Here is a 19,083-nt window from a genome sequence, read left to right as displayed (position 1 = left end):
TCGTTCGTCTAAAAGAGAAAAGGGGGTTGGAAATGGCGTTTGAACCATTTATGCAATTGTTCAGAGGAATACAGGGAAGATATTCTCAAGGCATTGGTGGTATTCAAAACTCCCATCAAATGGCTTATTTACGTCATCTTCAAAAAGAAATGAACAAACTAGATCCAATGAATGTTCCCCTAAATGAGTTGGATGTTGTCGTGTTTGATATTGAAACGACAGGCTTTTTTCCTGAAAAAGGTGAATCGATCCTCTCAATTGGGGCGGTAAAAATGAAAGGATCCTCCATCATAGAAGAACCTTATTATTCACTTGTATATTATGATCAACCAATCCCGAACAATATAGTGGAGTTAACTGGTATCACCAACGAGCAAGTATTACACGCCCCCCCAATTACTGATGTAATGATGAATTTTTTTCAGTTCGTTCAAAATTCAACGCTCGTTGCACACCATGCCTCCCATGAAAAACGGTTTATGCAATATATAAGTTTAAAACTATTTAAGACCCCGTTTAAACATCGCATTGTTGATACATCGTTTCTTTACAAAATAGCAGAGCCTCATCGTCATCATGTAGCGTTAGAACAAATTTGTTGTGATAATCAAATTCCAATACTAGATCGCCACAACGCTTTAGGTGATGCCAAAATGACGGCTCAATTATGGGCAATCTATGTAGAAAAGGTGCAAAAATTAGGGTGTGATACATTACAAGACGTCTATAATCATTTTGCTAGAATATGAGGAACCCGAACAGCTATAAATAAAAGTGCTTTCTAAATAGTGATATGCTCCCAATTAGGTAGACAGATGAAAAAAACCTACTTTTATCATTTCTATTAGTAATTCGAAAAAGTATTGCTTAGTGAGCGGACTTAGCACACAAGCCGCAAAGCCACGTGGTACGTGTCTTTACGACTTGTCTTCGTGCTTTGTGTAAGGTCCGCTCACATAGGATATCTCCAACTTATCTTTCGTGATTTAGTGCGCGGCTTACAGTGGTAGGCCGCGTTTTCTAACTTTAGTTGACTTTCTAAGCGTTGCGTAATTTAATAGTGGTTCGCTCGATGTTGAATTTTCATTACAATTAAGCAATTTATGGTGCAGAATATTATTAGTCATTCGATGCTAAGGTTGTTTTATTAAACGTCCTCTTTTGGTTTATTCTCTTACCCAACTTAACCCGATAGTCCCTTCACCCGTATGAACGGCAATGCAGGCGCTAATGGGCAAAATGAGAAAATGAATGGATGGGAACAGGTTTTGTAATTCTTCTTTCCACTCGGTCGCATCGGCTTCATTGTTACAATGGATTACTGCTACTTCATCAATCTTTGATAATTCAAGTTGTTGTCGTAAGTAATCCACAACAAAATTTTTAGCACGTTTGATCGTACGAACCTTTTCTAATAAACCGACACGTCCATTCTGAAAAGAAACAATGATCTTTAGATTTAAAAGATTGCCAATGAATGCAGCGATTCCTGGTACGCGTCCACTTTTATGCAGCTGTGTCAAATTGGCAGGAATGCCTGTTAATTCTGCTCGATCTGCCATCAGTTCGAGCGCTGTGACAATTTCTTCAACGCGTACCCCAGCTTGAAATAGGTGAATGCCCTTTTCTAACATTTTCATCATTGGATACGAAACGATTTTAGAATCAATGGCATAAAGGGGAAGACCAACTTCTTTAGCGGCATTCATAGAGCTTTCATACGTATTTGACAATAGTCTTGAAGGGTGTACCGCAATTGCGCATGTATATCCTTCATTTTTTAGTTGTTGATATAACTGAACCATTTCACCGTAGATGGGGGTTGAAGTGGATGGGAGTTTTTTAGATTTTCTCATTGTATTGTAAAATTCTGTTTGAGAAATATCCACCGTTTCTCGCAACGCCACACCATCAAAAATGATATTAATCGGAAAAATATAAATATTATATTTTTTAATAAACGTCTCATCAATCAATGCGGAAGTGTCCGTTACCCAAGCGATTTTTTCTGACATAACGTGATACTCCTTTACTAAGTCCAACACAATCCGTAGTATGGTATTTCTATTATTATATTCGCAAAAAAATGTGTCCATCACGTGACACTTGTCATGAAATACGCATCAAATTGCAATTTTATCTATAACTAAAATTTTTAAGTTAGTATAAGTGCACCGTTTTTGATTTCGTTATGTACATAAGCTATAGTAGTGTTACGAAAGTTTACTAAATTAGTAGGAAATCTAACGGATTGACGAAATTTAATTACTTAAGTAAACTAAGTTACAAAAAGTAACTAATGTTCGATCTAAAATATAGATAGGTGATGACATGATGCTTAAAAATAAAAACGACATTCTATTAAATAAAATGAAAGTAATACCTTTTAAAAATAATGAAAATTTATGTGTTGTAGGTCCAGTAAATTTACCTATAACTCAAGGAGATTTTCAAACTACTTTTCAATGGTATACATGGTTGAATCTTGACAAAAAATACGCTACAAAAGAACAAATTTTACAAGCAATTGTAAATGAAGATTTAGCATCCAAACAACAATCCTCTGTCTTAATTTATGGCGATTTTGAAAATGCGGATGATGCCATCATTCGAATGCATAGTATTTGTCATACGGGTGATATTTTTGGTAGTAAGCGTTGTGATTGTGGCTATCAATTACATGAATCAATGAAAATGATTGTAGATCATGGCTGTGGAGCAATCTTTTATTTAGCTAACCATGAAGGTCGTGGGATTGGACTATTTTCAAAATCATTAGCTTATATACTACAAGAAGAAGGCTATGATACAGTGGAGGCGAACAATGCATTAGGTTTTGCTGATGATACACGAAATTATGAAGAAGCCATTTCGATATTAGAGGCGCTACGTTCAAAACCAGTAAAACTAATTACAAATAATCCCCTCAAACTAAGAGCTTTAAAAGAGCATGGACTATTAGCGCATGAACATATTCCATTGTGGGGAGGACTAACGGAGACAAACCGTCATTATCTTGAAACAAAGGTACGGAAATCGGGTCATATCACAGAAAAGCAATTAATCGTTTAAGGAGTGCGCGGGTGAAATGAAGACAGATCGTGAGTATATGCAATTAGCATTAGATTTAGCTGCTTCCGCAAAGGGTCATACAAATCCCAACCCTGTTGTAGGAGCAGTTCTTGTAAAAAATGGCATCATTGTTGGAACGGGCCTTCATCGTAAAGCTGGGGAGCCTCATGCAGAAGTGCATGCTTTTAACATGGCAGGTAGTCATGCGGAAGGTGCAACCCTATACGTTACATTAGAACCGTGTTCGCATTATGGCAAAACCCCACCATGTGCGAATTTGGTCAAGGATTCGAAAGTCGCTCGTGTTGTTGTAGCGACAACGGATCCAAACCCGTCTGTAGCTGGTCGAGGGATCAATATCATAAGAGAAGCTGGTATTGAAGTTGAGGTAGGGCTATTAGAGTCAGAAGCGAGAAAGTTAAATGAACGTTTTATTCACAATATGCTCACAAGTAGACCCTTTGTTATTTCGAAATTTGCTATGACGTTAGATGGGAAAATTGCTACACATACAGGACACTCGAAATGGATAACTAGTGAAGCAGCTCGCTTAAAAGTCCATGAACTTCGACATGAAGTGGATGCAATCTTAGTTGGAATTGGGACAGTTTTAGCGGACAATCCGTCATTAACAACCCGTTTACCAGATCAAAAGGGCAAAAATCCAATTCGTATAATTTTAGATAGCGACCTAAACATTCCGTTAGAGTCTCAAGTTCTTCAAACGTCAGATGCACCAACGATCATTGTTTGTTCACTGGACAAGGATCATCCAAAAGCAACAAAACTAGTAGAAAAAGGCGTTCAGCTTCTATCTGTTTCTAAAAATGACAATGGTTTAAACTTAGAAGAAATGCTTGAGAAGCTATATGAAATGGGTATTACAGATTTATTAGTTGAAGGTGGCGCAGAAATAAATGCATCGTTTTTACGAGCAAACTTAATTAATAAATTTCAAGTATATATTGCTCCAAAAGTATTAGGTGGTCGTAAATCCAAATCGCCTTTTACAGGAACGGATGTCGATACGATGGATGAGGCGCTTCAACTTGATTTTGATTCGATTGAACAAGTTGGGGAAGATCTGCTCATTACCGCATATCCTAAAACGGGTGACAATAAATGATTTTAACTACTGATGTATGTATTGTTGGTGCTGGACCTGGGGGAGCGCTACTGGCTTATTTGCTAGCGAAACAAAATGTGTCTGTCATTTTACTCGAACGTCATAAACAAGTGGCAAAAGAATTTCGAGGAGAACATTTAAATGAAGAAGGAGAAAAGATATTAAAAAAATATGGCTTATTTTCCAAATTAGAGGAAATAGGACTCCTTCGAATGGAAACGTTAGAATATTGGGAAGATGGTAAACTGTTTAAAACAATTTACCCAGATTCGAAAATTGGCCATCTTGGTATTCATGTACCACAAGCACATTTATTATCGGTCATACTGGATGAAGCAAAACAATACGAAAACTTTACGTTAATGACTGGAACTAATTTTACCGACCTACTTCAAAATGAACAAGGCTGTTTTAAAGGTGTTATCGCTAATCAAGATGGTAAGGAAATAACGATTCAAAGTAAACTGGTCATCGGTGCAGATGGACGATATTCAACGGTTCGGAAAAAGGCGGGTATTGACGTAAAGTTGAGAAAACATGGCTATGATTTGCTTTGGGCTAAAATTCCAGCACCAGATGGTTGGGAGCCCTCCATTAAAATGGCCTTAATTGATGGGATGCAGCTTTCACTCTTTACCCAAGCAAAAGGCTATATTCAAATTGGATGGAATATTGAAGAGAATAGCTATCCGCAACTTCGAAAGCAGCCATTTACACTTTTTATTACCAAGCTGATTAAAGCCTTCCCGCAATTAGAACAAACTGTAAAAGAACATATTCAATCATGGAAAGACTTTGTACTGTTGGATGTTCATAGTAACTTTACAGAAACGTGGGGAAAAGATGGACTTGCTTTAATGGGCGATGCAGTTCATACGATGACACCTACAGGGGCATTTGGCTTAAACAGTGCGTTAATGGATGCAGACGCGTTATCAACTATTATTACGCGTGATCAGATTTCACAATTAGACTTAATTAGTTGTGAAATGCAACGGAAAAAAGAAGTACAACGATTACAGAAGATTCAAATTGAGAAAGAGCAAACGTTTGCGACTCAATTTGTCATCTATTCATAAGAAAGTAGGAGCAACGTGAGATTTGGCTTTGATATAGACGATACATTAATTAATTTAAGAGAACATGCTTTTCATATTTACAATAAAAAATTAAATCAAAATATTAGCTTAGAAATTTTCAATGAGCTAAAAACGGTCGAAATTCATGAAGCCTTTAGTTTAACGAGTGAACAAGGCGGTCAAATGTGGAATAGTCTTTTAGAAGAAATCTATTTTACAAATTGCCCGGCTTTTGAAGGAGCCATTGAATTTATTAATGAATTGCAAAAAGAAGGGCACGAGATTTTTTATATCACATCACGTCCGAAAAACTATTGCCCGCGCACTAGACAATGGGTAGTAGAGCAAGGATTCCCTGTTGTGGATGCAAACTTTTATTGTGGCATGCAAGACGACGAGAAAATTCATATCATTAAAGAATTAAAATTAGATTATTATTTCGATGATAAGCCTGCAGTGCTAAATACGTTAACGGATATTCCGACTAAAATTTATGTAAAAGATCAATCATATAATCAACACGTGAACATCCCAAGAGTAAAAAGCTGGGTTGATTTTAAACTACAATGAAGATAGACCAATGGAAAAAGAGAGTGCTCATAAAAAACGGGCACTCTCTTTTGGTGTTATCGTCCATCCTAAATTAAATCGTATACTTCCATTTTGAGGGACAATATAGAAAGTAAGTGTAGTAGATGAACAGAATAATTTAGGTAGCAAACTTGAAATTCCCCCTATTTTCATCAATGGTAAACGTTACGTATGTGCTCAAGCATGTAATTAAAAAAGCCAAGTGACCCAATAATATAAAATGACTAATGTGAACAGGACGGTCGGAGGGATTACAACGAGTGTCACTTTTATATATTGCCACCATGAAAATTTGATTTTCCCCTTTTTTAAAATATGCATCCACATTAGTGTTGCCAGCGTACCCATCGGAAGTAAAAGTGCTCCAATGTCACTTCCAATGACGTTTGCAAGATAGGCAACTTTTAACGAAAGCGGATCGAGCCCCATATTGGTTAACGTAATCGTCCCAACCATAAGAGCAGGGTGATTATTGAAAATATTGGATAAAATAGATAAGAGAACGCCCATTAGTACACTTGTATTTAATAAGCTTCCTTTTACCATGGGGCTCATGGTTGCGATTAGCCACTCTGTTAACCCAATATTCGTTAACCCAAAAATGAGTACATACATACTAAATGCAAAAACGATGATATACCAAGGTATTTTTTTGATCATATCTGTTGGGGGAATTTTTAAGTAAGCCCATCTCCAGCATAACAACACTAGAGAGCCTAAAACTGCCATTACAGAGAGAGGAATTGATAAATACGACGCTAAAAACAGACTGGCTCGAACAACGATAACAAATAGAAGGACATTTCGCATAAATTTATCGCGATTCTTCTTCGTTTTTTGTAAGGAGTTTTGTTTGATTGGATGGTAGGAAGAAAGGGACATTCCGGTTACTTTCATAGGTACAGTTTTAGGTAAAGATTTTTTAAAGTACACAAAGAGCAAACCAACGAGTAGAAGTAATCCAAGTGTTGAAGGAACAAACATCATTGCTGCTTGAGAGTATAAACTCATGTCTACAATTTTTAATGCAATTAAATTGACAATGTTACTGACCCCAATTGGCGCACTCGATGCAGTGGCAATTAAACCGCCAGATAATAAATAAGGGATTTTTTGATGGTTTTTTAAGCCCATGTTGTTTAAGAGCATAATGAGTATTGGTGTCGTGATTAAAATACTGCCGTCGTTGTTAAAGAGAAGCGTCATAAGAAAGCAGAGAAGGTTAACATACCAAAACAATCGAATACCTGAACCTTTTGCTGCTTCTGCCAATTTCTCTGCAACCCAATTAAAGAACCCAAAACTTTCTAACACAATAGCCATTACAATTGTGGAAATAATCGTAATTGCAGCATCACTAATGGTTTGTGTTATTTCAATTAAATTTGACACGGTCACAGTACCACAAAGGATAATAATTAAAGCACCGATTGTTGCAGGAATAGCTTCATTAACATTGCGAGGCCTCCAAAGGATAAATCCTAAGGTTACCAAAAAAGTGAGGATTGTTATTAGCGCTAATGGATGCATAGTATTCTCCCATTTCTTTTTGTAAGCATATTAAGTTTGTAAGTTTAAGTGATTGATAAAAATTGTCCCCCCACAAAAATTTTGTGATGCTGTATATATATAAATATGAAAAAAAGAGGAGCATTGTTAGTTTTTAACCTACTTTTATGAAAGGGAATAAAAAATAGGAGGGACTTTTAGAGAATTGCGAGGAGTTATAACATAAAAAAACTCCCAATACAAGATTGGGAGAAAGGAATTGATATTTGCATTAAACTTACGAAAGGGATGGAAGAAGACGAGCCGTTTCTAAACGGTTTCGAACCATAATTCCTAGCCACGCTGCAGCAACAGCTTTTAGAACGCCGACAAGAATAAATGGCGCCACTCCACCCATAAATGCTGCTGTCCATGAAAGATCCGCCACAATTTTTAACCATGTTGTTCCAAAGGCTAAAGTGATAACCATTCCAAATAAATTTGCAATAATAGCATGGGCATAAGTAGTGCCTAACTTATCCATATATAAGCCCATTAAGAATGCTTGTACTAAAAATCCAATAATGTAACCACCAGTAGGTCCTACTAAAATGCCAAGACCGCCTGAGAATTGTGAGAAGACTGGTAAACCAGCAGCACCTAGTAAAATATATAAAAGTACTGATAAAGTTCCGTATTTTGTCCCTAAAATTGTTACAATCAATCCTATGGCCAATGTTTGACCAGTAATTGGCACCCCTAATGGAAGTGGAATTGAAATTTGTGCAAGTACGGCAATAATGGCAGCGCTAAAAGCCGTTACAACATAAGCATATGTTTTTGTTTTCATAAATTTTTACCCCCTTTGCGTCAACCTTAGAAAGAAAAAGGTTTACAGAAGGAGAATATTATATTTTCATACTTTTGTCAATATTGTTATTTAGTACTTACATTTAAAGTTAATATTTATCATTTTTGTGTTAAAATTTGTGTAATTTGGTTGAATAGTATTTTGAAGGAGGGGTTAATGATGGCTCGTATTATTTTTCATGTCGATCTGAATAGTTTCTACGCTTCGGTTGAACAAGCCTATAACCCTGAATTAAAAGGAAAGCCCATCGCCATTGCAGGAAATCCAAAAGAACGTCGAGGAATCATTGTGACGAGTTCTTACGAAGCGCGAGCAAAGGGAATTTATACGACGATGAATGTAAGTGAAGCGAGGCGAAAATGTCCTGATATCATTTTATTACCTCCTGATTTTCCTAAATATCGCCAAGCATCAAAAGCAATGTTTACCATTTTACGGAGCTATACAGATTTAGTAGAACCTGTTTCAATTGACGAAGGGTATATGGATGTGACAAATAATTCATCGGATCAGCATCCAATCGACCTTGCAAAGGAGATCCAACTACGAATCTATAACGAGCTCGATTTACCATGCTCTATTGGGATTGCACCGAATAAATTTTTAGCAAAAACCGCTTCAGACATGAAAAAACCAATGGGCATTACGATACTGCGAAAACGCGATGTACCTGATAAACTATGGCCATTACCGGTGATTGAAATGCATGGAGTAGGCGAAAGTACGGCTAAAAAACTAGCTTCTTTAAAAATCCATACAATTGGCGAATTAGCCCACATTGAAGAGCGTGTAATACAGCAAGCGCTTGGTAAAAATGGAGTGCGTCTAAAAGCACGAGCGAACGGTCAAGATAGTCGAGTAGTTGATCCAAATGCAATTTATGAAACAAAAAGTGTTGGGAATTCTATGACACTTCCGGTTGATGAAACGGATATGAAAACATTAGAGAAAACCTTTGAAAAATTAGCAGGAAAAGTGGCAGAACGACTCGATGTGAAAAAACTCTGTGGCTCAACAATTAGCATTCAAATTCGCGATGCATCCTGGCATAATCATACGCGAAGTAAAACATTTCAAAATCCTATTTATCATCAGAATGTTATTTTTGAAGAGGCGCTAAAGCTGTTCCGCAAAGCTTGGGATGGGGAACCGATTCGTTTGTTAGGGATTACGGTTTCCAATGTCATCGATCGAAAACAATCTGTAGAACAACTGTCTATATTTAATTTCGAAGACTATGCAAAACAAGAGCCAATCTATGAGCTGATTGATCAAATCGAACGAAAATTTGGAAAAGGGGCAATCCAAAAAGGTATTGAACTCGACAAAAAGCAAAGTTTCGCATCAAAAACCAGTTTTAGCAAAGATTTTTTTGAAGATTTAAAGGAATAGGGCGACTTAAACCTAATTAAGAGAACGCGAACGAACGGAGGCACAATATGCAACTACAATTTTTAGGTACAGGGGCGGGTATGCCTTCTAAGGAACGAAATACAAGTGCTCTTGCATTAAAATTACTAGAAGAGCGCGGGACAATTTGGCTTTTTGATTGTGGAGAGGCAACACAGCACCAAATTTTACATACAACTATTCGACCTCGTAAAATTGAGAAAATTTTTATTACCCATTTACATGGGGACCATATTTTTGGACTACCGGGCTTGTTAAGTTCACGTTCTTTTCTTGGAGGGGAAGAAACACTTACACTATACGGTCCAAAAGGATTAAAAGAATGGATTGAAACATCATTTGCCATTTCGAAAACGCATATTACGTATCCAATCGAATATGTGGAGGTTCAGACAGGCATTGTATTTGAAGATGACCAATTTATTGTATTAGCGAACGAACTAGAACATGTGATTCCTTGCTTCGGTTATAGGGTAGAACAAAAACCGTTACCTGGTGAATTGCTAATGGAAAAAACAAAAGAATATCATGTACCAAAAGGACCGTTACTTGGGAAGTTGAAAAATGGGGAAGACATTACATTAGAAGATGGAACGATTGTCTATAGCAAAGATGTTACTGCACCACCTAAAAAAGGATTCACCGTTACAATTTTAGGTGATACAAAATATTGTGAGGGAGCAAAGCAGTTGAGTAAAGATGCAGATCTTGTTGTGCATGAAGCAACATTTGATCATGCAACCACCCATCTTGCAGCGAATTATGGTCACTCAACAAATGTAGAGGCAGCCTTGATAGCGAAAAACTCAAATGCGAAAAATTTAATATTAAATCATATTAGTGCGCGATTTTTACTATCAGATTTACAAAAGTTGCTAGAGGAAACAAAGAGTACTTTTAGTAATGCCTTCATAGCAAACGACTTTTCCCATTATACATGGAAAAACGGAATATTATATGAAGAATAGTTTAATAATTATGCAATCATGAAAACGTCTTAAATTGGGGCGTTTTTTTATGTTGAAAAACTATTAGAAAAATAATAAAATTATGTCAAAATTTTGAAAATATAATGTTTGAGTCTGCAATAATTTTCAGAAAAAATTAATTTTTTACTTTGTTATTTTCCAGATTAAGCTAAAATAGGATAAAGTGAAACTTCAATCAGTGGGGGTTTTCTTCATCCCCCACTGATTGTTAGTTGAACCAATCGGGCTTTTACGGGCAGTTGATCTCTCACTTATCTTTTTCGCTTCACTAAAATCTTGAAGTGAGAGTCTTGTACCTGACGCTAAAGCTTTCGGTACAGATAAATTACTGCCCGTTGATGCGGGATAAATAGAAATTATCTTAGGGGGCATTTGGGTGTTTAAAACGATAAAGTGGAAAATGATGTTACCAATCTTGGTGGCGGTAATCCTAATCATTGGAGGGTTTGCAACTTACATTTATGTATCCACTAGTAAAAGCGTTCAAGAACAAGGAGATAGTTTAGTCCAATCCATTACACTCGGTTTAGAAGGAGCCATTTTATCAAGAGATGTTTCTGAGCAAATTATGGAACAGGAAATGATCGCTGAATCTGTTCTAATCTCTTGGATTCTCGCAAATGGTGGAACGCATGAAGATTTAAAAGCATTAGCCGAACGAGGTGGTATTGATGAAATTTGGAGTACAGATTCAGAAGGAAATACAACTTTAACATCTATTGCACCAGAAGTAGAGTTTAACTTTGGGTCAGACCCGAACGGCCAAGCGTATGAATATATGAAATTAATTACCGGTGAAGCGGACACGATTGTTCAAGCTGCACAAACTCGAGATATTGATGACCTTTTTTATAAATTTGTAGGTGTTAGTAGCTGGAACCCGGAGACACCACAAATTATTCAAGTGGGTCGTAATGGACAAAAGCTATTAGACTTAGAAGCACAAATTGGAAAAGAATATTATATGAATCAATTAAATAGTCACTTGGATGAAACTGTATTGTATGCAGCAGTTGTCGATGAAAAGGCAAATATCGTCGCATCCACTTCAGAACAATCTCTCGAAGACATTGGTTTTGCAACTTCTGCATTCTCATCTAGTAAATTATCGAAATTTTCTGGTGAATTTGATGGTAAAATGGTTATGAATTATGTTCAACCACTTTCAAATGGTACATTTTTAGCTATTTCAATTTCAAACGAAGTACTAAGTTCCATTACAATCGGTACAATAGTGGCAGCCATTTTAGCGGTCATTATTATTATGTTAATTATTAACTGGACGATATCCCAACAAATTAAACGCATTTCAACAGTGCGTGATGCCCTTCAAGAGATTAGTGAAGGAGAGGCGGATTTAACAAAACGAATTAATCTTGAGTCAAGTGATGAAATTGGCCAACTGGTGATTGCCTCCAATGGAATGATGGATAATTTCCAATCGATCATGCAGGAGTTAAAAACTAAAGCTGAGGTCATTCATGATGCAACGAAGGGAATTCAACAAATTACAAATCAAACAAACAAAGCGGCCCAGCAAATTAAAAATGAATCTACAAATGTTGTAAATGATGCCATAACGCAATATCAAAGTACAGAGGATTGTGCAAATGCGATGGAAGAACTTGCAAAAGGCATACAAAATATTACTTCATCCATTATGGAAATTGCTCATTTTTCAAATCAAACAGAACAAAATGCTATTGGTGGTCAACAGACAATTGATAATTTACTTGAACAATTATCTAATCTTCACGATAAAACACTCCATTCTGTTGAAAGTAGTAAGTCGTTAGTGAAACTTTCTAATCGTATTGGTGAATTTACGGCTGTTATTACGGGTATTTCTGATCAAACGAACTTACTTGCATTAAATGCATCAATTGAAGCTGCTCGTGCTGGAGAGTTCGGTAAAGGCTTTGCGGTAGTAGCAGAAGAAGTAAGAAAATTAGCAGAAGAATCTAGAATTGCCGCGGATCATATTTCTTCCGTTGTGATCGATGTTCAACGTGAAACAGAAGGAATTGTACACGCAATTTCAAAAACGTCCGATGTTTTAGATGATGGACGTAATATCGCAAATCGAGCACAAAAAACATTTAGTGAAATTACGCAAGGGATAAAAGTGATTGCACAACAAGTCGATAACGTATCAGCAGCATCGGAAGAAATGGCCGCAAGTACAGAAGAAATTACAGCATCATTAGAAGGGGTTGCATTAGTTTCTGAGAACTCTTCGAAATTAGCGCAATCAATGGCTCATCATAGCGAAAGACAACTTTCTCAAATGGAAGAGATGTCCCATTCAGTCGAATCACTATACGATATTTCTAACGAGTTGCAACAAACGACTGGGAAATATAATATCTAAATCTTCTATATAAAGAACTATAATTTTGAAATAATCAAATAGACTATTTAGAAAAACGTAGATTAAGCGAGTATATTTATTGTATGATAGAGAATAGGGAGGGGAAATATCATGAATCCACCGAAAATGAGTCCTGCCGTATTACGATTACTTGTGATATTCCCGAATGTGTTAAGTTATATATTGTTAATTGGTGTTATTATTTATATCACAACGAATTTTTCAGGATTAAAAGCAGCTGAGGCACTTAACTTTTGGCTAATACTTGCTGCCGTTCTGGGTCCAATGGCAATTTATACAACATATTCAATCGTCAAAAGAATACGAGCGGGAGTATTATAGAACAAAAAATAAATGCGTGCAGAGTTGTTGAAAAACAATTCGCACGCGTTTTTATTTTCAATATTTATTCCCTTAAAAGCTATGAAATAATCTTCGCTAACAGTTACATAGAATGACAATGAATCACTTTTTTATAGCGAATAAAAGTATTATTGTGTTGAGTTGTGTAAAAATATGCTGAAAAAAATAGTTCTAAAAGCACTTTTTCGACAAAGTAAAATAGTAAAAAATGAGATTTCCTAGGAAATAATTCAGTTAATAAAGAATATTCAATCAATTCAGCATTTATATAAAATACTATCCTATCATTCTCCCTTTGCTAATTCTCTTGATCTCGCTTCTGCACTTTTAATACAAGCGAAAATTGCTTCATTAAAACGATTACTTTCCAAAGCGCGTATACCTGCCTCAGTCGTTCCACCTGGGCTCGTCACTTTTTTTCGCAGTACATCTGGTTCTTCTTTTACAGATTTCAGCATTGCGGCAGAACCAGCAATCGTTTGAACCATTAACTGACGAACGACTTCTTTCGATAACCCAAATTCCGTTCCGACCGATTCCCATGCTTCTAATAAATAATATAAATAGGCTGGACCGCTACCAGATAGTGCAGTAACAGCATGTAATTTATCTTCATCCACTTCAATGACAATGCCCACTGCTTCAAGCATTTGTAGGTAAAGTGCTTTATGAACTTGACTAACTTGATTGTTAAAGGCAATACCGCTAGCAGACATCCCGATTGTAGCCGATGTATTTGGCATGACACGAGCGATTGGGCGGCTTCCTAATCCTTCTTCAATTGTTTCAATGGCAATGCCAGCGACAACGGACAATACCGCTGTTTCAGGGCCAATATAGTCTTTCACATCCTCCATTGCAGCTTTTACATCTTTTGGTTTAATCGCGAGGATGAGTAAGTCCATCGAAAAAATGTCTTCTTTATTCTCTAAAATATTCACACCATATTTCTGATGTAACAGTGCAAGTCTTTCGCTATTTGACCGATTTGTGACATATATATGCTCAGCTGGGACAACCTCTTCTTCAACCCAACCATGAATTAACGCTTCTGCCATTGATCCTGCCCCAAGAAATAATATTTTTTGCATGTGATTCCCTCCGTTTAATAGATGTTTATGTAAATATTGTGTAACTATTCGAATGACAAATAAAAAAGCGCTCTCGTCCTTAAATATTAAGGACGAAAACGCATTGAGTTTCCGCGGTACCACCTTAGTTTGCCGATTAATTGGGCACAACTTTCACACTCATTATCGCTGAGAGGGACGGCTATGTTTTCATAGCAGCTCCGAAGTAGGTTCAATGAAATTAGTGGGCTATGCTACTCACACCAAAGTGTAGCACTCTCTTAAACCGTGAAATCATTTACTTGGCTTCATCATCGCGTTATTATTATCATTTATGTCTCGACTAAAATAGTGTACGAGACTTTTCACTAAATGGAGATAAAAAATTTTGAATTATGAAAATTATATGCACACTTTTACAATCTGTCAACAGTAGGTGGATGACGTTTTAGAAAAAAAAGGGTAAAATGGGTGAATAGTGATTCATTATAAGAGTATAATTTTGATTTGCGATTTTGGATATTCGGATAAAGTGAAACTTCAATTCGTGGGGGGGTTTCTTCATCCCCCACGGATTGTTAGTTGAACCAATCGGACTTTTACGGGCAGTTGATTTCCCACTTATCTTTTTCGCTTCACTAAAATCTTGAAGTGGGAGTCTTGTACCTGTCGTTAAAGCTTTCGGTACAGATAAATTACTGCCCGTTAATGCGGGATAAAAATGATACCTAAGAATGCTAAACGTTTTTCGAAAGATTTAAGGAGGATTTACAGTGAATGTACACAAAATTGCATTACCTACACCATATCCAATAGGGGATGTGAATGCTTTTTTAGTAAAGGGTGATGCACTTTCTTTATTTGATGCTGGTCCAAAAACCCAAGAGGCTTATGAAGCACTTAAATGGAGCATTCATGAAGCAGGTTATGAAATGAAAGATATTGAACAAGTCATTTTAACCCATCATCATCCGGATCATGCTGGGTGGGTGGATGCCTTTCCAAATGCTGAAATACTAGGGCATGAGTATGTCGATCATTGGTTAAGAAAAACAGATGAATTTTTATCTTACCGTTATGATTTTTACAAGGAACAATTAATGTTACAAGGTGTGCCGCTACATTATATTGAAAAAATTGTTCAGGCAAAAGATGAAATCGAATTATTTGGTACAATCCCATTGACTAAATTTATTCAAGATGGCGATGAGATACCGGGTCATCCGGGACTAAAGGCGATTTATACACCGGGGCATGCTCAGAGTCATTTAATCTTTTTAGATGAATCGTCAAATGAAGTCATTGGTGGGGATATTTTATTAGAGCATGTTGACCCAAATCCACTTGTCGAACCACCTATTGATTTATCTAAAAAACGTCCGAAATCACTTGTACAATATCATCAGTCCTTGCAATTGCTTCAACAGCTAAATATTCGAAAAATTTATACAGGTCATGGTAATGATATTATTCGTATTGATCAGTTAATTGAAAATCGAATAGCTAAAGATAAACATCGATCAAACCAAGTGTTAGAACTATTAACAAAGCCAAAAACTGTAATGGAACTGACAACCGAATTGTATGCACAAGTATTCAAATCCCAACTAGGCTTAACATTGTCTAAAACAATTGGCTATTTAGATTGTTTAGAACAAGAGGGCAAAGTTCAATTAAAAGTTGTCGACGGTGTCCAAGTTTATTGGCGGTAACATATGGAATAAAGAAACCCCATAGCTAGGTGGGTGAACCAAAGCTATGGGGCTAATATTTTTACTGTGATAGGGTATATCCAATGGTTTTAAAGTGTTTGATTGATTTAGTCAGTCATTGTAAGAGTTGCATTATTAGGCGTTCGCTAATGCTTTGACAGTCATTAAAGGACCAAAGAATTCGTAATGAATGTTTTCGTTTGCTACATTTAAGTCTTTTGCAATTGAAATCACTGATTCCATAAATGGTGCTGGACCACAAACGTAAACTTCTGTATTTGGTTGGATGTATGGTGCTAAGTCTTCTTTTGTTACATAGCCTTGTGCATCCGAATAGTGAACTCTGTATGTGCCGTTTAATTCGTTAATTTTCTTTTCAATTTGCTCTTTGAAAGCAACAGATTGCTCGTTGCGTGCAGATTGATAGAATGTTACATTGCGACCAAGCTCCATTGTTTGAAGCATTGCATTTAATGGAGTTACTCCAATACCACCACTTACGAATAATACAGGGTTGTTTCCTTCTTGTAATGTGAAATCACCTGCTGGAGCACTTAATTCTACTGTATCGCCTTCATTTACTTCGTTATGAAGGAACGTTGATACAACACCTGCTGGACTGTTTTCGTCTTCACGTTTAACAGAGATCACATATTCGTTATTGTTTGATGGTTGAGAAACTGTGTAATGACGGTTTGCATAATACTGAGATCCTGTAGGTTTTACACGTACTGTAATGTATTGACCTGCTTCGAAATCAGGTAATGGTTGTCCATCTTCTGGTGTGAAATAGAATGAAGTAACTTGTTCGTTTTCCACCACTTTTTTCGCCACTTTAAATGGTTTAAATAAACGCCATCCACCATTTTCTTCTGCTTTTTGGTATAAGTCTTCCTCAACAGAGATGAATACATCAGCGATCACACCATAAGCTTCTGCCCATGCATTGATAATATCATCAGTTGCTGCATCGCCAAGTACTTCTTTAATAGCACCTAGTAAGTTTTCCCCAACGATTGGGTAATGTTCTGGTAAAATCCCTAGAGCACGGTGTTTATGTGCAATTAGCATAACTGCTGGAACAATTGCTTGTAAGTTATCAATATGAGCAGCTGCTGCATATACAGAATTTGCAAGGGCTGTTTGTTGACGTCCTTGGTTTTGGTTAACATGGTTGAAGTAGTTTAATAAATCAGGGTTTTTAGAAAGCATGTTTTTGTAGAAAGTTTTTGTGATTGTTACGCCATGTTGTTCTAATACTGGTACAGTTGATTTGATAATGTCGATTGTTTGTTGTGATAACATTTAAATCACGTCCTTTTGATTATTTGAAATTTAAGATAACGCTTACAAAAATAACTATAAGCTGGAAAAAGAATAAAAGCAATATGAAAAATACATGTTTAACAAAATGGACACAAATGTAGTATTTCAAATACATCTTTTAATAACTTTTTGTTCATCAGGATAAATTTTGGAGTTAGAACAGTATCTAGCGTAAGCCTCGAGATCGCTTTCGCTTTTCTTTGTTGATTGTGTGAAATTTCAATGTCTATATAAAAATAATGGAATAAAAATGTTATAATAAAAAAAGAAAGTGTGGTGTGCAATATGCGCTTAACTCTATATACTGACTACTCGTTGCGTGTATTACTTTATCTTGGTATAAAAGGTCAAGATCGATTATCAACAATACAAGAGATTGCAGATACTTATCATATATCAAAAAACCATTTAATGAAGGTTACATATGATCTTGGACAACTAGGGTTAATCGAAACAATTCGTGGCCGTGGCGGTGGAATTCGATTAAATCAAAACCCAGAAGATATTAATATTGGCCAAGTTGTGCGACATACAGAAGAAGATTTCCATATCGTTGAGTGTTTCGATAATGACAATAATATGTGCAAAATTTCTCCGGTTTGTCAGTTGAAATTTGCTCTAAATGAAGCATTAAATGCCTATTTACAAGTGTTGGATCGCTATACATTAGCCGATTTCCTATTGTCAAAAGATGATATGTTTAAAATACTTGGTATAAAATAAGTATCTGAGTGACTCAAAATGAATATGAGTCACTTTTTTTATGCACGCTCTTATATATGTTAACAATTTGCACAATATAACTTTTAGTATGAACATGATAGAAAGGAATATACGTTTTCATGATAGATAAAACGATATTTATTACAGGGGCTACAAGTGGTATTGGACGCGTTATGACGGAAAATTGTTTGAAAAAGGGCTATACCGTATACGCAACCGGCAGAAACGAATCAGAATTGAACGCATTAAAACAACTTGGTGCGAATATTTTCAAAGCGGATTTATCCAATGTAGACGAGATCGAAAACGTTTGTGGTCAGCTTCCTATTATTAATGTAGCCATTTTAAATGCTGGGGTCGGAATATTTCAAAATGCATTTGACCTATTAGATGAAGAAATTGATGCAATGATTGATGTAAACATACGTGCACCCTTTTATTTAACGAAAAGAATTTCAACAAAGATGATGGAACAACAATTTGGTCATCTAATTTTTATTGGATCTCAGGCAGGAAAGGTAGCTACCAAAAAAGCGAGTGTTTATGCAGCGACGAAGCATGCCATTACAGGCTATACGAATGGACTTAGAATGGAACTAGCTCCCTTTAATATTGACGTTACAACGGTGTATCCAGGACCAATCGATACGCCATTTTTACAAAAAGCAGATGCTACAAACACGTACCGAAAGTCCATGGAACGATTTTTATTAAACCCGGAAAAGGTTGCAAATGAAGTGATGAAAACTATTGATAAACCAGTAAGGGAAGTAAATTTACCACGTATTATGTCATTAACAAGCAAACTTTATGCGGTAGCTCCAAGATGGGTGGAAAAGCTTGGAAGCGGTTTCTTTAATAAAAAATAATACATAAACGAGGGAACAGAAAG

General features: G+C 36.3%; 17 protein-coding genes and 1 other annotated feature. Of the genes, 12 read left to right on the top strand and 5 right to left on the bottom strand.

What is annotated here, in order from left to right; all coding sequences use genetic code 11:
* Positions 1–32 precede the first annotated feature (32 nt).
* Positions 33–749, top strand: a complete 717-nt coding sequence (locus EK386_RS00175; RefSeq protein ID WP_126656991.1) for an exonuclease domain-containing protein — start codon at positions 33–35, stop codon at positions 747–749.
* A gap of 417 nt (positions 750–1,166) precedes the next feature.
* Here the strand turns inward: EK386_RS00175 and EK386_RS00170 are convergent, their stop codons facing one another.
* Positions 1,167–2,015, bottom strand: coding sequence for a DegV family protein (locus tag EK386_RS00170; RefSeq protein ID WP_126656990.1), 849 nt, complete (start codon positions 2,013–2,015; stop codon positions 1,167–1,169).
* Between the two features lie 316 nt (positions 2,016–2,331).
* On the opposite strand from EK386_RS00170, the gene EK386_RS00165 reads away from it, so the two are divergent.
* The 4 genes from EK386_RS00165 to EK386_RS00150 are packed head-to-tail and all read left to right on the top strand — an operon-like array spanning position 2,332 to position 5,847.
* A complete protein-coding gene (locus EK386_RS00165) occupies positions 2,332–3,072 on the top strand; it encodes a GTP cyclohydrolase II (RefSeq protein ID WP_126656989.1) in 741 nt (246 codons plus the stop codon).
* 16 nt (positions 3,073–3,088) lie between these two features.
* On the top strand, positions 3,089–4,198 hold the full coding sequence (ribD, locus tag EK386_RS00160; protein WP_126656988.1) for a bifunctional diaminohydroxyphosphoribosylaminopyrimidine deaminase/5-amino-6-(5-phosphoribosylamino)uracil reductase RibD: 1,110 nt from the start codon (positions 3,089–3,091) through the stop codon (positions 4,196–4,198).
* Positions 4,195–5,277: an FAD-dependent monooxygenase gene (locus EK386_RS00155; protein ID WP_126656987.1), complete on the top strand. Its 1,083-nt coding sequence runs from the start codon at positions 4,195–4,197 to the stop codon at positions 5,275–5,277. Before ribD ends, EK386_RS00155 begins: the two co-directional genes overlap by 4 nt.
* Before the next feature lie 15 nt (positions 5,278–5,292).
* Positions 5,293–5,847, top strand: coding sequence for a 5' nucleotidase, NT5C type (locus tag EK386_RS00150; protein ID WP_126656986.1), 555 nt, complete (start codon positions 5,293–5,295; stop codon positions 5,845–5,847).
* Between the two features lie 210 nt (positions 5,848–6,057).
* Here the strand turns inward: EK386_RS00150 and EK386_RS00145 are convergent, their stop codons facing one another.
* Together EK386_RS00145 and EK386_RS00140 are read right to left on the bottom strand one after the other, a co-directional pair.
* Entirely contained in the window at positions 6,058–7,398 is a 1,341-nt protein-coding gene (locus tag EK386_RS00145) for an arsenic transporter (RefSeq protein ID WP_126656985.1), read from the bottom strand.
* Between the two features lie 256 nt (positions 7,399–7,654).
* Entirely contained in the window at positions 7,655–8,206 is a 552-nt protein-coding gene (locus EK386_RS00140) for a biotin transporter BioY (protein WP_126656984.1), read from the bottom strand.
* Positions 8,207–8,383: 177 nt separating this feature from the next.
* Between EK386_RS00140 and EK386_RS00135 the strand changes: the two genes are divergently transcribed.
* From EK386_RS00135 to EK386_RS00115, 4 genes are all read left to right on the top strand, one after another.
* On the top strand, positions 8,384–9,619 hold the full coding sequence (locus EK386_RS00135) for a DNA polymerase IV (RefSeq protein ID WP_126656983.1): 1,236 nt from the start codon (positions 8,384–8,386) through the stop codon (positions 9,617–9,619).
* A gap of 47 nt (positions 9,620–9,666) precedes the next feature.
* On the top strand, positions 9,667–10,605 hold the full coding sequence (gene rnz / locus EK386_RS00130) for a ribonuclease Z (RefSeq protein WP_126656982.1): 939 nt from the start codon (positions 9,667–9,669) through the stop codon (positions 10,603–10,605).
* Between the two features lie 397 nt (positions 10,606–11,002).
* A complete protein-coding gene (locus EK386_RS00120) occupies positions 11,003–12,997 on the top strand; it encodes a methyl-accepting chemotaxis protein (protein ID WP_126656980.1) in 1,995 nt (664 codons plus the stop codon).
* A 111-nt stretch (positions 12,998–13,108) separates the two neighbouring features.
* Positions 13,109–13,339 (top strand): acyl-phosphate glycerol 3-phosphate acyltransferase, encoded by a 231-nt coding sequence (locus EK386_RS00115; RefSeq protein WP_126656979.1) that lies wholly within the window; start codon positions 13,109–13,111, stop codon positions 13,337–13,339.
* 305 nt (positions 13,340–13,644) lie between these two features.
* Here EK386_RS00115 and proC read toward each other — a convergent pair whose 3' ends face one another.
* Entirely contained in the window at positions 13,645–14,451 is an 807-nt protein-coding gene (gene proC, locus EK386_RS00110; RefSeq protein ID WP_126656978.1) for a pyrroline-5-carboxylate reductase, read from the bottom strand.
* Between the two features lie 85 nt (positions 14,452–14,536).
* Positions 14,537–14,754, bottom strand: a binding site (T-box leader).
* Between the two features lie 449 nt (positions 14,755–15,203).
* On the opposite strand from proC, the gene EK386_RS00105 reads away from it, so the two are divergent.
* On the top strand, positions 15,204–16,142 hold the full coding sequence (locus tag EK386_RS00105) for an MBL fold metallo-hydrolase (RefSeq protein WP_126656977.1): 939 nt from the start codon (positions 15,204–15,206) through the stop codon (positions 16,140–16,142).
* 135 nt (positions 16,143–16,277) lie between these two features.
* Here the strand turns inward: EK386_RS00105 and hmpA are convergent, their stop codons facing one another.
* Positions 16,278–17,447, bottom strand: coding sequence for an NO-inducible flavohemoprotein (gene hmpA / locus EK386_RS00100; RefSeq protein WP_126656976.1), 1,170 nt, complete (start codon positions 17,445–17,447; stop codon positions 16,278–16,280).
* Positions 17,448–17,753: 306 nt separating this feature from the next.
* Between hmpA and EK386_RS00095 the strand changes: the two genes are divergently transcribed.
* Both EK386_RS00095 and EK386_RS00090 read left to right on the top strand, forming a co-directional pair.
* Complete coding sequence (locus EK386_RS00095) at positions 17,754–18,191, top strand: RrF2 family transcriptional regulator (RefSeq protein WP_126656975.1); 438 nt, start codon at positions 17,754–17,756, stop codon at positions 18,189–18,191.
* A 119-nt stretch (positions 18,192–18,310) separates the two neighbouring features.
* The gene (locus EK386_RS00090; RefSeq protein ID WP_179965977.1) at positions 18,311–19,060 is read left to right on the top strand and encodes an SDR family NAD(P)-dependent oxidoreductase; all 750 of its coding nucleotides are present in this window, start codon (positions 18,311–18,313) and stop codon (positions 19,058–19,060) included.
* Positions 19,061–19,083: the final 23 nt, after the last annotated feature.

This window comes from Lysinibacillus antri, assembly GCF_003977595.1.
GTDB lineage: Bacteria > Bacillota > Bacilli > Bacillales_A > Planococcaceae > Ureibacillus > Ureibacillus antri.
Note: the sequence above shows the minus strand (reverse complement) of the source record. Positions and strands in the feature narration are given on the sequence as shown.

What these genes read in the sequence shown, in the direction of transcription:
- EK386_RS00145 (WP_126656985.1), bottom strand. Translation starts at nt 7,398, where the DNA reads ATGCATCCATTAGCGCTAATAACAATCCTCACTTTTTTGGTAACCTTA.
- EK386_RS00090 (WP_179965977.1), top strand. Translation starts at nt 18,311, where the DNA reads ATGATAGATAAAACGATATTTATTACAGGGGCTACAAGTGGTATTGGA.
- rnz (WP_126656982.1), top strand. Translation starts at nt 9,667, where the DNA reads ATGCAACTACAATTTTTAGGTACAGGGGCGGGTATGCCTTCTAAGGAA.
- hmpA (WP_126656976.1), bottom strand. Translation starts at nt 17,447, where the DNA reads ATGTTATCACAACAAACAATCGACATTATCAAATCAACTGTACCAGTA.
- EK386_RS00115 (WP_126656979.1), top strand. Translation starts at nt 13,109, where the DNA reads ATGAATCCACCGAAAATGAGTCCTGCCGTATTACGATTACTTGTGATA.
- proC (WP_126656978.1), bottom strand. Translation starts at nt 14,451, where the DNA reads ATGCAAAAAATATTATTTCTTGGGGCAGGATCAATGGCAGAAGCGTTA.
- ribD (WP_126656988.1), top strand. Translation starts at nt 3,089, where the DNA reads ATGAAGACAGATCGTGAGTATATGCAATTAGCATTAGATTTAGCTGCT.
- EK386_RS00170 (WP_126656990.1), bottom strand. Translation starts at nt 2,015, where the DNA reads ATGTCAGAAAAAATCGCTTGGGTAACGGACACTTCCGCATTGATTGAT.
- EK386_RS00095 (WP_126656975.1), top strand. Translation starts at nt 17,754, where the DNA reads ATGCGCTTAACTCTATATACTGACTACTCGTTGCGTGTATTACTTTAT.
- EK386_RS00140 (WP_126656984.1), bottom strand. Translation starts at nt 8,206, where the DNA reads ATGAAAACAAAAACATATGCTTATGTTGTAACGGCTTTTAGCGCTGCC.
- EK386_RS00165 (WP_126656989.1), top strand. Translation starts at nt 2,332, where the DNA reads ATGATGCTTAAAAATAAAAACGACATTCTATTAAATAAAATGAAAGTA.
- EK386_RS00175 (WP_126656991.1), top strand. Translation starts at nt 33, where the DNA reads ATGGCGTTTGAACCATTTATGCAATTGTTCAGAGGAATACAGGGAAGA.
- EK386_RS00155 (WP_126656987.1), top strand. Translation starts at nt 4,195, where the DNA reads ATGATTTTAACTACTGATGTATGTATTGTTGGTGCTGGACCTGGGGGA.
- EK386_RS00135 (WP_126656983.1), top strand. Translation starts at nt 8,384, where the DNA reads ATGATGGCTCGTATTATTTTTCATGTCGATCTGAATAGTTTCTACGCT.